This window comes from Aeromicrobium panaciterrae (assembly GCF_039537165.1).
GTDB lineage: Bacteria > Actinomycetota > Actinomycetes > Propionibacteriales > Nocardioidaceae > Aeromicrobium > Aeromicrobium panaciterrae.
Map to the genome: position 1 here is coordinate 1,038,228 of NZ_BAAAZZ010000002.1, position 14,797 is coordinate 1,053,024.

The window sequence follows — 14,797 nt, forward strand, 5'->3', positions numbered from 1 at the left end:
TCTCACCGTCGGCGGTGCGCGACGTCAGCTCGGCCGCCGAAGCATCCAGGACCGCTGCAGCTTGCGGTCGAGGGGCATCAGGAGCAGGCGTCGATCGGTCACGCCCAACGCGACGAGGCCTCCGCTGAATGTCTTCTGCACCGTCGCCGCGACGACGCCCTGAAGCACTTCTTCCGGCTCAAGAAGTCCTTCGAAGTGGGGGCGAACGGTTCCAGCAAATTCGGTTGCCATGCCCACGTTCTAGCTCAGGCAGGACTGCGAGGCAACGCCACGAAACGGGACTGGAACAGAGTTGGGACACTCAGCCTCTCAAGTAGGTGAGCACCGCGGCGACTCGGCGGTCGGTGTCGTCGCCGAGGTCGAGCTTGGCGAAGATGCTCCCAACGTGCTTGCGTACGGCGGCCTCGCTGACGAACATCGTCTGGGCGATCGACCCGTTCGTACGACCCTCCGCCATCAGGCCGAGGACCTCGCGCTCGCGCGGGGTCAGCGCAGCGAGCGGCCCGTCGTCGCTGCGGCGCGCGAGCAGCTGGCGTACGACCTCGGGGTCGACGACCGTCTCGCCACAGGCGACCTGGTCGAGGCTGGCAAGGAAGTCGGCGACGCGGCCGACCCGGTCCTTGAGCAGGTAGCCGAGGCCCGCATCGCCCGCCGACTCCATGAGGCCCGGGAGGTAGGCGTCGGCGACGTACTGCGACAGCACCAGGATCGGCAGCGAGGGGAAGTCCTCGCGGATCTCGGCGGCCGCGCGCAACCCCTCGTCGGAGTGACCAGGCGGCATCCGTACGTCGGTGATGACGACGTCGGGCGTGTCGGCGCGTACGGCGGCGACGAGCTCCTCGGCGTTCTCGGCGCTGGCGACGACCTCGTGCCCGGCGCCGACGAGGAGCGCGATCAGGCCTTCGCGCAGCAGAGCGGAGTCCTCGGCAAGGACGATCCTCAGAGAGCGACCAGCCATGGGCACTCCATCCGTACGCGGGTCGGCCCGCCGGCCGGGCTCGTCACGTCCAGCGTGCCACCCAGAGCGTCGAGCCGGGTGACCAACCCGGAGAGTCCTGAGCCGCTGCCGATCTCGGCACCGCCCACGCCGTCGTCGGTGATCACGACGACCAACGAGTCCTCGTGTCGCCACGCCTGGACCGACGCCGACGTCGCGCCGGCGTGCTTGGCGACGTTGGCGAGGGCTTCGCTGACGACGAAGTAGGCCGCCGCCTCGATCTGCGGCTCCGGACGTTCGGGGATCGCGATGTCGACCCGGACGGGCAGCGGCATGCGGTCGGCAACCTCACGGATCGCGGCTGCGAGTCCGAGATCGGTGAGGACCCGCGGGTGGACACCACGAACGACTTCACGGAGATCTGCGAGCGCGGCCTCGGCCTCGCCGTGTGCCTGCCGGACGAGATCGAGGCCGGGTCCGTCCGCGACGTCGAGCTCAGCGCGGCCGAGGAGCATGGTCAGCGCGACCATGCGCTGCTGCACGCCGTCGTGGAGATCGCGCTCGATGCGCTTGCGCTCGGTCTCGAACGCGTCGACGAGCTCGAGACGGGACCGACGGAGCTCGGAGACGTACGCCTCGAGCTCCTCCTCGCGCGGGCTCAGCAAGATGTGAGCCAACGACGCCTGCGCGGCCGCGAGCGCGGTGAGAAGGTAGCAACCCAGCACGTACGAGACGGGGGTCGCGATCAGCGCGAACGGGAGCGCCTCCCCGGCGCTGGTGAAGTCCCAGCCGAACATCGCCACGGTGTCGATCTCCGCGAGCAACGGCGAGATCAGACTCGTCACGAACGTCGTGACAACCAGGCCCACAACGAGGAGGTCGGCCAGCCAGAGCGCGAGGGTGAGAAGCACGACATAGCCGAGCGCCCTCCACGAGGGTGAACCCGGCACCACCTCGCCACCGTCGAACTGCATGATGCCGAGGCGGCGGCGCTCGAGCACGGCGAGCCAGCCCGCGAACCGGGGCACGAAGCCGAGGATGAACAGGCCGACGACCACGATGATCGTCAGGACGCCGACGCCGATGACGACGAACAGCGCGACGATGCTGGCCAGACCGACCAGTACGGTCGTCACGAGGTAGGCGAGCGAGCGCCACGGCCACACCGAGGTCAGCAACCGCAACGGGTTGCCGCCGAGCGCAGCCCACACCGATCGGTCCATCCGACCAGCGTAGGGCGATGAACCGGTGAGGTCGGTGCACCAGGCACCACTTCCGGGGTAGCGCAGGCGCTACCCCGGATCGGGCGTGCGGGCCAGAGACTCCGCAGGCCCACATCGAAACCATGGATGCATGACAATTCTCAGTTCGCCAGAGACGCTGACGCAGCAGACTGCACCCCACGCCGTGACGCTCGACGGCATCACCAAGACCTACCAGTCAAAGGCCGGCAAGGTCGACGCTCTCGCCGGCGTCACGCACGCCTTCCCCTCCTCGACGTTCACCGCCGTGATGGGCCCGTCGGGATCCGGCAAGTCGACGCTGCTGCAGGTTGCTGCCGGGCTCGACCGTCCATCCAAGGGCGACGTGCTGATCGGTGGCAATGACATCGGCAAGCTCAGCGAGGTCGAGCTCACGAAGCTGCGCCGCAGCACGATGGGATTCGTGTTCCAGTCCTACAACCTGCTCCCCGCGCTCACGGTGTTCGACAACGTCGCGCTGCCTCTGCGGCTCGCCGGCAAGCATCCACGCAGGAACGAGGTCCTCGCCGCGTTGGACCAGGTCGGCCTCCACGGCCTGCACCGTCGTCGGCCGGCCGAGCTGTCGGGCGGCCAGCAGCAGCGTGTCTCGATCGCGCGTGCACTGATCAGCAAGCCCGAGGTCGTCTTCGCCGACGAGCCGACGGGTGCCTTGGATCGGCAGACCAGCCGCCAGGTGCTGGAGCTGCTTCGCCAGGTCGTCGACGACCGGGGCCAGACCATCGTGATGGTCACCCATGACCCGCTCGCGGCGTCGTACGCGCACTCCGTGCTGTTCCTCGCCGACGGCCAGATCGTCGGCCACCTCGAGCGCGGCACCCCGGCGCAGATCGCCCAGAAGATGAGCGAGCTCGAGAAATGATGCTCCTCGACCTGAGCCGCCACACCGTACGGCGCAACGTCGCCCCGTACGTCGGTTCCTTCGTCGCCCTGTTCCTCGGCGTGACCCTGATCGGTCTGACGGTCGAGATGATCACGTCGGCCAACCGGTACGGCGCGACGCTCGGAGCGGGTGACACCGAAGGGCTGGCGCAGGTCAACGACCTCAACTCGATGTTCGGCGTCATGTCGGGGTTCGCCGGGTTCATGGCGATCTTCGTGGTCGCCAGTACATTCTCGTTCGTCGTGTCCTCGCGGCGGCGTGAGCTGGGCCAGCTGCGGCTGATCGGCTCGACGCCACGGCAGGTGCGCCGGATGATCCTCGGCGAGTCGCTGATCGTCGCCACCGTGGCGTCCATCGCCGGAAGCCTGTTCGCGCACCTGATGATGCCGGCCGCGCTGTGGTTCACGCACCACCGTGGTCTCACGCCCGCCGGCCTGGAGTCGCCATCGTGGTGGTCGGGCCTGGTCATCGCCGCACCCATCGGCCTGGTCGTTGCGCTCCTCGGAGCTCGCGCCGCGTCGAAGCGTGCCTCGAAGATCTCGCCCGTCGACGCGATGCGCGAGGCAGCGGTCGACGGCCGTCGGCTCGGCTTCAAGCGCATCGTCGTGGGCCTGTTCTTCCTGGCCTGCTCGATCACGATGCTGGTGATGATGGGTGCCTCGACGGGAATCCTGTCGCTGCTGCTCGGAATCTTCGTCCCGGAGATGCTGGTCATCTCGGCGATGTGCTTCGGCCCGGTGCTGTTTCCCGCCGTGGCCAAGCTGGTGTCGGCACCGTTCGTCAAGCGCGACGTCACGATCCGCATGGCGCGCGACAACGTGGCCGCAGCCGGCAAGCAGACAGCTTCGCTGGCCGCCCCGACGCTGGCGATCTCCGCGATCGCCGGCTCGCTGATCATGACGCTGGGCATCGGTGCGGACTTCGACAACGCCATCAACACGCAACAGCTCAACGCCCCGATCGTCGTCACGACGAACGGTGACGCCGATGCTGCAAGGATCCTGGCGGAGTCGTCCGACGTACGTACGGCCGACGCCGTCACTCCGGTCAACGTCACGTTGTACCGCGCTGAAGGTGAGCGGGACGTCGAGCAGGCTGAGGCCATCGACGTGGCGGCGGCCGCCGACGCTCGTACGTTGACCGCCAAGAAGGGCAGCCTCGCCGACCTCACGGGCAACACCGTGGCAATGTCGGACGAGTTCATCATGGACTCGGGATTTGGTCTGGGTCAGAACGTCAAGGTCGCCGTCAACGGCGGCAAGCCGGTCGAGCTCAGGATCGTCGCGGTCACGCATGCGGCGCCGACCCTGCAGGGCGACATCCTCATTCCCGCTGCGCTTGGACGTGCTCACGGTGTGACCGATGTCGACAGGGTCTACGTGATGCCGAAAGCCGGTGCCACGATCGCGGACGTGAAGGCGGATCTCGCCGGCACCGAGGCCACGGTCGAGACCAAGGCCGCCTGGATCGACGCCGCCGACAAGGACCTGCGGCGCACCAACCAGCTATCGCTCTGGGTGCTGCTCGGCCCTGCCGGGTTGTATGCGGCGATGGCGATCGCCAACACGCTTCTGATGGGCAGCCTTCAGCGCAAGCGCGAGCTGGTGGCGACGCAGCTGATCGGCGCGACCAAGCGGCAGCTCCGCACGATGGTGCTCTGGGAGTCGGCGATCGTCACGATGGCCGCACTGGCTCTTGGCGGTGCGATCACGGCGACGGTCGGCATCCTGGTCAGCCACTCGCTGGGATCCACCTTGGAGACCATGCCGGTGCACGTCCCCTGGGGCAGCCTGGGCCTGATCGGTGCCATGTGTCTGGTCATCGCAGCGGTCGCGGCGTGGGCGCCGACGCCGCGGATGTTGAAGAACATCCACCCGTCACAGGCCGCTGACTAGGGTTTGGGGATGGACGTCCTCGATTTCCCTAACGCCGAGGCGTGGTCGTCCTGGCTCCAGGAGCATCAGGGCGACCAGACCGAGGCGTGGCTGCGCATCGCCAAGAAGGGTTCGGGGCTCGAGACCATCTCCATCTCGGATGCCCTCGATGTAGCGCTGTGCCACGGCTGGATCGACGGCCAGCGGCGCGGCAACGACGAAGTCTCGTTCCTGCAGCGCTACTGCCCGCGCCGTCCCACCAGCTCGTGGTCGCAGGTCAACGTCGCCAAGGCCGGGGTGCTGATCGCGGCCGGCCGCATGCTCCCGGCCGGCTTCGCCGAGATCGAGAAGGCCAAGGCTGATGGTCGGTGGAACTCGGCCTACGAACCCCAGAGCACAGCCGAGCCACCGCCCGACCTGATCGCCGCCCTCGACGCAGACCCGGTAGCTCGTGCAGCGTATGACGCGCTCGGCCGATCCGAGCGCTACGCGATCATCCTCCAGCTCCTGAAAGCCCGAACCCCAGAAGGCCGAGCCAAGATCCTCGCCCGTGAGGTAGCCCGGCTCGGCAAGCGGTGACTGACGCACCCACCAGCACGAGGGAAAGGTGCAAGGGTCACCGCCCCACACCCGCTCAGCTCAGGAGGCCGTCAGGACCTTGAGGGCTGAGGTGAAGAGGCCGAGGCCGTCCGTTCCCGGGCCTGTGAGGTCTTCTACTGCGTGCTCGGGGTGGGGCATGAGGCCGACGACGTTACCGCGGTCGTTGGTGATGCCGGCGATGTCGTTGACGGAGCCGTTGGGGTTGACGTCGACGTACCGGAACACGACCCGCCCCTCCCCCTCGAGCCGCTCGACGGTCGAGGCATCGGCGACGAAGCCGCCCTCGCCGTTCTTGAGCGGGATGACGATCTCCTGGCCGACGCTGAGGTCGGAGGTCCACGACGTGTCGGCGTTCTCGACCTTGAGCGTCTGGTCGCGGCAGATGAAATGGCGGTGATCGTTGCGGATCAGTGCGCCGGGAAGCAAGTGTGACTCACACAGGATCTGGAAGCCGTTGCAGATACCGAGCACCGGCATGCCACCTTCGGCCGCCGCGATCACCTCGGTCATCACGGGTGCGAAGCGGGCGATGGCCCCGCAACGGAGGTAGTCGCCGTACGAGAACCCGCCCGGCAGGATGACGGCGTCGACGCCCTTGAGGTCGTGGTCTCCGTGCCACAGGGCGACGGCTTCGCCACCGGCGATACGTACGGCGCGCTGCGCATCCGTGTCGTCCAGCGATCCCGGGAACGTGACGACGCCGATCTTCACTCGGAGACCCTGACGGCGTAGTCCTCGATGACGGGGTTGGAGAGCAGCGTCTCGGCGATCTTGTGCACCTCGGCCAGCGTGGCCTCGTCAGCGGCGGCGACCTCGAGCTCGAACCGCTTGCCCTGGCGTACGTCGGTCACCGCGTCAAAGCCGAGCCGCGGAAGCGCTCCGTGCACCGCCTTGCCCTGCGGGTCGAGGATCTCGGGCTTCGGCATGACATCAACGATGACGCGGGGCATGCGCCAAGTCTATCGGCCGATCAGTGAGAGACCTTGCGCGCCTGACGCTTCTTCTTCACCACACGAACCGTCTTGCGGCTGCCCTTGTAGATCCGGATGCCGAACCAGATCGAGAAGCCGATCAGTGCCACTGTCGCCAGGACAGGAAGGAGTCGCGGACCCCAGTCCTTGGACAGCCACTGCCCCGAGACGACGAGGTAGGACACGACGAGCCCGGCGAAGTTGACGAGGTACTTGGACAGGTTCTTGACCATCAGGGACCGCACCACACCCCAGGACACCTTCTTGGCTCCGCCTTGTGCCTTCTTGCGCAGCGCCTGGAGCGTCAGCTCCTCCTCCTTGCGCTCCTGTTTCTGCATGACTGAGCGGTAGGCGATGATCCCGCGCTCGAGCTGACGCGCCTTCCACGCGACCTCGGCGTCGTGCCTCGACTCGTAATGGAAGTCAGCGCCGCCGAACTCACAGTTCAGCGGGTCCGGGCACTGGTTGGGCCGACCCGTGTCGGGGTTGATGTGGAAGGCGCCGCTCTCAGCCATGGACAGATGTCAGCTGAGCTCGCGCTTGAGGATCTTGCCCGTCGACGTCATCGGCAGCTCGTCGATGAACACGACCTCGCGCGGGTACTTGTAGGCGGCGAACTGCTCCTTGCCCCACGCCACCAGGTCGGCCTCGGACACGTCGTCGTGGTCCTTGTTCTTGACGACGTACGCCTTGATCTCCTCGCCGTGCGAGTCGTGCGGGACGCCGATGACCGCGACCAGCGAGACGGCCGGGTGCTCCATCAGGACTTCCTCGATCTCGCGCGGATAGACGTTGAAGCCGCCGCGGATGATCATGTCCTTCGACCGGTCGACGATGTAGTAGAAGCCGTCGGCGTCCTTCTTGGCCAGATCGCCCGAACGGAACCAGCCGTCCTTGATCGACTCGGCCGTGGCCTCGGGCCGGGCGTAGTAACCCTTCATGACGTTGTGACCCTTGATCGCGATCTCGCCCACGGCGTCAGGACCGTCCTCGACCTCAGACCAGTCATCATTGATGAGCTTCATCTCGACGCCGGGGATCGGCAGGCCGATCGAGCCGACCCGCGGCTCCTCACCGAAGCGCGAGAAACTGGCGACCGGTGACGTCTCCGACAGGCCGTAGCCCTCGAGGATCGTGACGCCGAAGCGCTCCTTGAACTGCTTGTGGATGTCGACCGGCAGCGCCGCGCCACCCGCCACGGCGACGCGCAGGTTGGCAGCCAGCTGCGTGACGTCGACCGACTCGTCGAGCGCGGCCAGCAGTCCCCAGTACATCGTCGGCACGCCCGCGAAGAACGACACCTTCTCCTTGAGCATGAGCCCGATCGCGGCCTGCGCGTCGAAGCGCGGCAGCATCACGACGGTGCCGCCGTACGCGAACCCGCCGTTCTGGATGACGGTCTGGCCGAACGAGTGGAACAACGGCAGCACGCAGAGGTACGTGTCGGGGTTGGCCGCATCGGCACCGAACAGCGCGGCGCCGCTCAGAGCGTTGTCGCGCATGTTGCGGTGACGCAGCTCGGCGCCCTTGGGCTGGCCCGTCGTACCGGAGGTGTAGAGGATCACGGCGGTGTCGTCGTCATCGGTCTCCACCGTGTCGAACGTCGGGGGCTGCTCGGCGACCAGCGGCGAGAAGAACTCCGGCGGGCTCAGCGGTGCCGGCTGGGCGGAGTCGAGCTTGATCAGGAAGAACTCGGTGCACGAGTCGGTGGCCTGGAATCCCTCCCATGCGGCGTCACCGATCGGCAGGTCCGGCGTGCCCTCGAACGCGAAGTAGGCCTTCGCGTTGGAGTCGGACAGGTGATAGGCCACCTCGCGGCCCTTGAGCAGGATGTTGAGGGGTACGACGGTGGCGCCGGCCTTGAGGATCCCGTAGTAGATCGTGCTGAAGTACGGAAGATTGGCGCACGACAGCGCCACCTTGTCGCCGGGCTTGATGCCGCGCGACACCAGCAGGTTGGCGACCTGGTTGGCGGCGCCGTTGACCTGCGCGTAGGTGAGCCGGGTGTCGCCGAACACGATCGCCGTGCGGTCGGGATATTCGGCGGCGGACTTCTCCAACAGGACGGCCAGGTTGGAAGACGAGCTAGTGCCCACGATGCGCTCCTCAGGTGTGACGGGGCCTTCACCCTATCGGCCACATGCTGGCCGTGCCGCGCAACTTTTTCGCTCGTCCGCGCATCTCTGACGTGAACGAACCAACGACAGGGAGATGCGCATGGCTGCACGACAGAAGGATCCGTTGCCGATCGTGATCGCGGTGTGTGCATTCGTCGCACTCGGCATGCTCAGCATCGCGCTGGCACTGACGACGTCGTACGGGTAGTGAAGGAAGCCCCCAACCCGCACAGGGTTGGGGGCCTCGGCGCGCCTCAGCAGCCGTCGCGCATCAGGTCGGGGAGCCGGCCACGGGTGACCTCGATGAACACGACCTTGGCGTTGTCGGAGATCGTGTCCGGATCACCGTCGAACAGGAAGCCGATCCAGCTGTCTCCCTCGTTCACGAAGAGACCGGTCTGGCTGTAGCCCGCCTCCATGGGCTGCGACTCCTCACCGAGCACGTCCTTGACGGCCTTGTAGGTGCTGCCGATCTGCAGTCCCGAACGCGTTCGCGGCCCGGCCTTGAAGATCCCCATCGCCGACACCTCACCGTCATCGAGCGTGAAGATGTCGAAGGTGCCCTGGTAGGCCGGCTTCCACTGAAGGCGCTCTACGGCGTCGCAGTTCTTGCTCTGCACATCCTTGTCGAAGTAGCCCGTCGCATACGCCTCGGCCTTCGTCATACCGACCTTCACGGGACCGACCTGGCCGGGCAGGATCCGCAGGGAGCTGGCGGGCTGCAGCACCGGTGCTGCCGGCGGGGCCACTGTCTGTGTCGCCGGGCTCTCCGACACCTTGTCCGGCGCCGGCGTCGTCGCGGTCGTCGATGCCGTGGCGTTCGGCTTGGCGTTGTCGTCATCGGGTCGCAGCTGATGGGCCACCACACCCGTACCGACTCCGCCGATCATGCTGACCGCCAGTATGCCGGCGGCGACTTGCTGCTTCATGACGATCTCCTGGTTCTCGGCGCTCCCCGTGGAGCCGCCGTCACACTCAGAGATGCATGAATGCTCTCAAAAGTTGTCGACATCTGTGCCCAGCTTTCCGCGGACGAATCCACGCGCGGTGTGGATCCGCGCCTTGACGGTGCCGAGCGGTGTCTGAGTCAGCTCGGCAATCTCCTCGTACGGCAACGACCCGATGTCGCGCAGCACGAACGCCTCGGCCGTCTCCGGGTGCGCCTGCTCCAGCGCCTCGATCGCATCCAGCAGGTCGATGCGACTTCCGGCGATGACGCTGGTGGTTCGAGGGTCCGGAGCGACCGGCATCTCTCCCACGCTGCGCTCGGCGAAGCGCCGCTTGAGGGTGCGGTAGGTCTGCCGCGCCGAGTTGGATGCGATGACGGTCACCCAGCCCATGAAGGAGCCGCTGCCGCTGTAGTCCTTGAGATGCGTCGCGATCGACAGCAGTGCGTCCTGTGCCGCCTCTTCTGCGTCGAGGGTGTGCGGCAGCAACCGTGCACACCGTCGTACGACCTGGGGCCTGATCTGGGTCAGCAGCTCTTCCATCGCCCAGGCATCACCTGCACGTGCTCGCTCGACCAGCTCCCCCTCAGCCTCCATGGTTCGACCATACTGAAGCCCTATGAAGCAGATCGGGCGCTACCGTCTTGAAGAGGTACAAGGATTTGGCGCCTTCGCGACCGTGTGGCGCGGCTTCGACACCGAGCTCGAGATCCCCGTGGCGATCAAGATCCTCGCCGAGAACTGGGCCCATCACGCCGACGTACGCGAGCGCTTCCTCTCCGAGGCCCGCCTCCTTCGTCGCATCGACAACCCACGCGTCATCCGCGTCTACGACATCGGCACCCACGAGGACCGCCCCTACTTCGTCATGGACTTCGTGCCGGGCGGCACCGTTGCGGATCGGGTGAAGTCGGCCTTGACCGTCGACGACGCGATGCATCTGGCGATCAACTCCGCGCGTGCGGTCGAGGTACTCCACGACGCCGGCGTCCTGCACCGCGACATCAAGCCGAGCAACCTGCTGGTCGGCAACGACGAACGCGTTCTCGTCGCCGATCTCGGCAGCGCCAAGCGGATCGCCGAGGCCAGCGGCGTCACGGTCACGACCGGCACCCCCGCATACATGGCACCGGAGCAGGCCCGCGGTGACACGATCGATGCCCGCTCCGACGTCTATTCGCTCGGCGCGGTGACGTATGAATTGGTCTCTGGAAAGCAGCCGTTCGACGTCAGCGACCCTGGCGCACTGCTGAGCCGTCCGGTCGACAGCCGCCCACCGAAGCTCGACGGCGCAGGCCTGCGGCCCCTCGACCACCTGCTCGCCTCGGCACTGGCGACGCGGCCCGTCGATCGACCCTCATCCGCGGCGGCGTTCGCCGATGCGCTTGAGCAGGTTGCCGGCGGCACCAAGGCCAAGAACGTGACACGCATCCGCCGTGAGGTGTCGCCCTCACTGCTGATCACGCTGGCAGTGCTGGTCTTCGGCGCCTCAGCAGCAGCGACCTGGTACGTCGTCCGCTAAAACGTCAGGCCGGTCAGCTGCTCGTAGGCCTGTACGTAGCGCTCCCGCGTCTTGGCGACGACGTCGGTCGGCAGGTCGGGGGGCTGGGTGTTGCTGGCCCTGTCCCAGCCGCTCTCGGGTGAGAGCAGCCAGTTGCGGACGAACTGCTTGTCGTACGACGGCTGCGTCCGTCCCGGCTGCCACTCGTCGGCGGGCCAGAAGCGTGACGAGTCGGGCGTCAGAACCTCGTCGGCGAGGACGATCGTGCCGTCTGCCCGCGCGCCGAACTCGAGCTTGGTGTCGGCGAGGATGATGCCGCGCTCTCGGGCGATGCCCTCCGCGCGGGCATACACCTGCTGCGTCAGGTCGCGCAGAGCGCTGGCGGACTCGAGGCCGATCGTGTCAACAACCGCGTCGAACGAGACGTTCTCGTCGTGCTCGCCCATCTCGGCCTTGGTCGCCGGCGTGAAGATCGGCTCGGGCAGCCGGTCGCCGTCGACGAGACCCGGCGGCAGAGCCACGCCGCACACCTCGCCGGTCGCGTTGTAGTCGATCAGTCCCGAGCCCGTCAGATAGCCACGTACGACGCACTCGACGGGGAACATCTCGAGCTTCTCGCAGATCACGGCGCGACCGCGTACGGCATCGGGCACGTCGGTCGAGATCATGTGGTTGGGCACGATGTCCTCGAGCTGTTCGAACCACCACAGCGACATCCGGGTCAACAGCTCGCCCTTGTCGGGGATGCCGGGACTGAGCACGAAGTCGAACGCCGAGATGCGGTCGGACGCCACCATCAGCAGCCCCGCTTCGGTGTCGTAGAGATCGCGCACCTTGCCCGAGTGGATGTGGCGGGCTCCGGGGATGTCGAGTGGCACGGAGTCAGCCTATCGGCGTCGTCGGGACGTCAGTTGCTGAAGTCGTTCCAGAAGTCGACGTGATAGAGCACCGACGCGATCACGACCACCGCCGCGACGACGAGGCCGATGTAGCGGTGGCGTGGATCGGGCTGGCTCAAAGGATCGAGCCGGGCGCGTACGAAGCGGCCTCGGGGTTGGCCGCGACCAGCTCCTCGATGCGCTTGGTGACAGCGGCGACCTGGCTCACGGCCGCACCGGTGAAGTCGATCGGCGAGGCCACCAGCGACGCGAGATCGGACTCCGACAGGCCGAGTCGCTCGTCGGCCGCGAGGCGGGCAAACAGGTCGTTCTCGGCGGCGCCCTTCTCGCGCATCTCGAGGGCGACCGCCACGGCGTGCTGCTTGACGGCGTCGTACGCGGTCTCGCGTCCGCGGCCGTTGCGGACCGCCGCCATCAGCACCTTGGTCGAGGCGAGGAACGGCAGGTAGCGGTCGAGCTCACGCTGGATGACCGCGGGGAACGTGCCGAACTCGTCGAGCACCGTCAGGAACGTCTCGAACAGTCCGTCGGCGGCATAGAACGCATCGGGCAGCGCGACCCGGCGTACGACCGAGCAGGACACGTCGCCCTCGTTCCACTGGTCGCCGGCGAGCTCGCCGACCATCGACGCGTAGCCACGCAGGACCACCGCGAGCCCGTTGACGCGCTCGCACGAGCGGGTGTTCATCTTGTGCGGCATCGCGCTGGAGCCGACCTGGCCGGGCTTGAACCCCTCGGTCACGATCTCGTTGCCGGCCATCAGGCGGATCGTCGTGGCGAGGTTGGACGGTGCCGCGACGAGCTGGACCAGCGCCGTGACGACGTCATAGTCGAGCGATCGCGGGTAGACCTGGCCCACGCTGGTGAGCACCTTGTCGAAGCCGAGGTGGCGGGCGACGCGCTGCTCGAGCTCGTTGAGCTTGGCCTCGTCACCCCCGAGCAGGTCGAGCTGGTCCTGAGCCGTGCCGACCGGACCCTTGATGCCGCGCAGCGGGTAGCGCGCGATCAGGTCGTCGAGGCGTTCCATCGCAACGAGCAGCTCGTCGGCGATCGTGGCGAAGCGCTTGCCCAGCGTGGTGGCCTGGGCCGCGACGTTGTGGCTGCGCCCGGCCATGACCAGCTCGGCGTGCTCACTCGCGAGGCGGCCGAGGCGCGCCAGCGTGGCGACGCCGCGATCGCGGACGAGCTCGAGCGACGCGCGGATCTGCAGCTGCTCGACGTTCTCGGTGAGGTCGCGCGAGGTCATGCCCTTGTGGATGTGCTCGGTACCCGCCAGCGCGGCGAACTCCTCGATGCGGGCCTTCACATCGTGGCGAGTGACCTTCTCGCGGTCGGCGATCGACTGGAGGTCGACCTGGTCGATGACGGACTCGTACGCCTCGATGACACCGTCGGGCGTCTCGACGCCGAGATCCTTCTGCGCCGTGAGCACGGCGATCCACAGCCGGCGCTCGAGGACGATCTTGTGCTCAGGCGACCAGATGCGCGCGAGCTCCGGCGATGCGTAGCGACTGGCCAGAACGTTGGGGGTGGTCACCCCTTCATTGTCCCATCCGCCGCCGCCTGGGCGATGTCCGTACGGGCATGGGCGCCGTCGAAGCTGATCTCGGCCACTCCGGCGTACGCTCGTTCGCGCGCCTGGGCGAGGTCGGCGCCGGTCGCGGTGACCGACAGGACGCGTCCGCCGGCGGTGACGAGCTCACCGCCGATGATCGCCGTACCGGCGTGGATCACGTCAACGCCCTCCAGCGCATCGGCGGCCTCGATGCCGAGGATCTCGTCGCCCTTGCGCGGTGACTCGGGGTAGCCCTCGGACGCCATCACGACCGTCACGGCCGACGCATCGTGCCACTGCGGCAGGCCGACCTCGCCGAGCGTTCCGGTGGCGGCACCGTTGAGCAGCGCCGACAACGGCGTCTTGAGCACGGCCAGCAGCGCCTGGGTCTCGGGGTCGCCGAAGCGAGCGTTGAACTCGATGACCCGGGTGCCGCGGCTCGTCAGGGCGAGGCCCGCATAGAGGAGACCCTGGAACGGGGTGCCGCGCTTCGCCATCTCCTGCACGGTCGGGACCAGCACGCGCCGCGTCACCTCGGCAACGAGGTCGTCGGGTGCCCAGTCGAGCGGCGTGTAGGCACCCATGCCCCCGGTGTTGGGTCCTTCGTCGCCGTCGAATGCGCGCTTGAAGTCCTGGGCGGGCTGCAGCGGCAGCACGGTCTCGCCGTCGGTGATGGCAAACAACGACACCTCGGGGCCTTCGAGGAACTCCTCGATCACGACCCGGCCGCACGCGGCGGCGTGGTTGATCGCGGCCTGGCGATCCTCCGTGACGACAACGCCCTTGCCTGCGGCGAGGGCATCGTCCTTGACGACGTAAGGCGGACCGAACGCATCAAGCGCGGCCTCGACCTGTTCGGGCGAGTCGCACACGTGCGCCATGGCGGTCGGCACCTCGGCGGCGGCCATCACCTGCTTGGCGAACGCCTTCGAGCCTTCGAGCTGCGCGGCAGCGGCGCTCGGCCCGAAGCACGCGATGCCCGCAGCCCGTACGGCGTCCGCCACCCCGGCGACCAGCGGCGCCTCCGGCCCGACGACCACCAGGTCGATGCCCAGCGATTGCGCAAGAGCAGCCACTGCCTCGCCATCGTCGGGGTCGACCTCGTGCAGCGTTGCGACGGCGGCGATCCCCGGGTTGCCGGGTGCCGCGTGCACCTCGGTGACCTGCGGATCGCGCGACAGTGACAACGCCAGCGCGTGCTCGCGACCGCCCGTACCGATGACCAGTGTCTTCACGTCTCGACCCTATCGGCGA

16 protein-coding genes are annotated in these 14,797 nt (G+C 67.6%); 4 read left to right on the forward strand and 12 right to left on the reverse strand.

Features of this window, described 5'->3' with window-relative positions; all coding sequences use genetic code 11:
- Positions 1-24 precede the first annotated feature (24 nt).
- The 3 genes from ABD683_RS05835 to ABD683_RS05845 form a co-directional block, all read right to left on the reverse strand.
- Positions 25-231 (reverse strand): hypothetical protein, encoded by a 207-nt coding sequence (locus tag ABD683_RS05835; RefSeq protein ID WP_344768129.1) that lies wholly within the window; start codon positions 229-231, stop codon positions 25-27.
- 70 nt (positions 232-301) lie between these two features.
- Positions 302-958, reverse strand: a complete 657-nt coding sequence (locus ABD683_RS05840) for a response regulator (protein WP_344768131.1) — start codon at positions 956-958, stop codon at positions 302-304.
- On the reverse strand, positions 940-2,160 hold the full coding sequence (locus ABD683_RS05845; RefSeq protein WP_344768133.1) for a sensor histidine kinase: 1,221 nt from the start codon (positions 2,158-2,160) through the stop codon (positions 940-942). Before ABD683_RS05845 ends, ABD683_RS05840 begins: the two co-directional genes overlap by 19 nt.
- A 130-nt stretch (positions 2,161-2,290) precedes the next feature.
- Between ABD683_RS05845 and ABD683_RS05850 the strand changes: the two genes are divergently transcribed.
- From ABD683_RS05850 to ABD683_RS05860, 3 genes are read left to right on the forward strand one after another with little or no spacing between them, the layout of a single operon-like run.
- Positions 2,291-3,058, forward strand: coding sequence for an ABC transporter ATP-binding protein (locus tag ABD683_RS05850; protein WP_344768134.1), 768 nt, complete (start codon positions 2,291-2,293; stop codon positions 3,056-3,058).
- A complete protein-coding gene (locus tag ABD683_RS05855; RefSeq protein ID WP_344768137.1) occupies positions 3,055-4,974 on the forward strand; it encodes an ABC transporter permease in 1,920 nt (639 codons plus the stop codon). Before ABD683_RS05850 ends, ABD683_RS05855 begins: the two co-directional genes overlap by 4 nt.
- 9 nt (positions 4,975-4,983) lie before the next feature.
- On the forward strand, positions 4,984-5,532 hold the full coding sequence (locus ABD683_RS05860) for a YdeI/OmpD-associated family protein (RefSeq protein WP_344768139.1): 549 nt from the start codon (positions 4,984-4,986) through the stop codon (positions 5,530-5,532).
- Between the two features lie 60 nt (positions 5,533-5,592).
- On the opposite strand, the gene purQ is transcribed toward ABD683_RS05860, so the two are convergent.
- The 6 genes from purQ to ABD683_RS05890 form a co-directional block, all read right to left on the reverse strand.
- A complete protein-coding gene (gene purQ, locus ABD683_RS05865; protein WP_344768141.1) occupies positions 5,593-6,264 on the reverse strand; it encodes a phosphoribosylformylglycinamidine synthase subunit PurQ in 672 nt (223 codons plus the stop codon).
- Positions 6,261-6,503 carry a phosphoribosylformylglycinamidine synthase subunit PurS gene (gene purS, locus ABD683_RS05870; protein ID WP_344768144.1) on the reverse strand — a complete coding sequence of 81 codons (243 nt, stop codon included), beginning with the start codon at positions 6,501-6,503 and terminating at the stop codon, positions 6,261-6,263. The genes purQ and purS overlap by 4 nt, the downstream gene beginning before the upstream one ends.
- 20 nt (positions 6,504-6,523) lie before the next feature.
- The gene (locus tag ABD683_RS05875) at positions 6,524-7,039 is read right to left on the reverse strand and encodes a hypothetical protein (RefSeq protein WP_344768146.1); all 516 of its coding nucleotides are present in this window, start codon (positions 7,037-7,039) and stop codon (positions 6,524-6,526) included.
- A gap of 9 nt (positions 7,040-7,048) precedes the next feature.
- Positions 7,049-8,620: a long-chain-fatty-acid--CoA ligase gene (locus ABD683_RS05880; protein WP_344768149.1), complete on the reverse strand. Its 1,572-nt coding sequence runs from the start codon at positions 8,618-8,620 to the stop codon at positions 7,049-7,051.
- Positions 8,621-8,895: 275 nt separating this feature from the next.
- Positions 8,896-9,570, reverse strand: a complete 675-nt coding sequence (locus ABD683_RS05885; RefSeq protein ID WP_344768151.1) for a hypothetical protein — start codon at positions 9,568-9,570, stop codon at positions 8,896-8,898.
- A gap of 66 nt (positions 9,571-9,636) precedes the next feature.
- Positions 9,637-10,185, reverse strand: a complete 549-nt coding sequence (locus ABD683_RS05890; RefSeq protein WP_344768153.1) for an RNA polymerase sigma factor — start codon at positions 10,183-10,185, stop codon at positions 9,637-9,639.
- 22 nt (positions 10,186-10,207) lie between these two features.
- Between ABD683_RS05890 and ABD683_RS05895 the strand changes: the two genes are divergently transcribed.
- A complete protein-coding gene (locus ABD683_RS05895) occupies positions 10,208-11,110 on the forward strand; it encodes a serine/threonine-protein kinase (protein ID WP_344768154.1) in 903 nt (300 codons plus the stop codon).
- Here ABD683_RS05895 and ABD683_RS05900 read toward each other — a convergent pair.
- The 3 genes from ABD683_RS05900 to purD form a co-directional block, all read right to left on the reverse strand.
- Positions 11,107-11,967, reverse strand: coding sequence for a phosphoribosylaminoimidazolesuccinocarboxamide synthase (locus tag ABD683_RS05900; protein WP_344768157.1), 861 nt, complete (start codon positions 11,965-11,967; stop codon positions 11,107-11,109). The two genes, ABD683_RS05895 and ABD683_RS05900, sit on opposite strands and share 4 nt — an antisense overlap.
- Positions 11,968-12,103: 136 nt before the next feature.
- Complete coding sequence (purB, locus tag ABD683_RS05905) at positions 12,104-13,525, reverse strand: adenylosuccinate lyase (protein ID WP_344768159.1); 1,422 nt, start codon at positions 13,523-13,525, stop codon at positions 12,104-12,106.
- Positions 13,522-14,778 (reverse strand): phosphoribosylamine--glycine ligase, encoded by a 1,257-nt coding sequence (purD, locus tag ABD683_RS05910; protein WP_344768161.1) that lies wholly within the window; start codon positions 14,776-14,778, stop codon positions 13,522-13,524. Before purD ends, purB begins: the two co-directional genes overlap by 4 nt.
- Positions 14,779-14,797 lie beyond the last annotated feature (19 nt).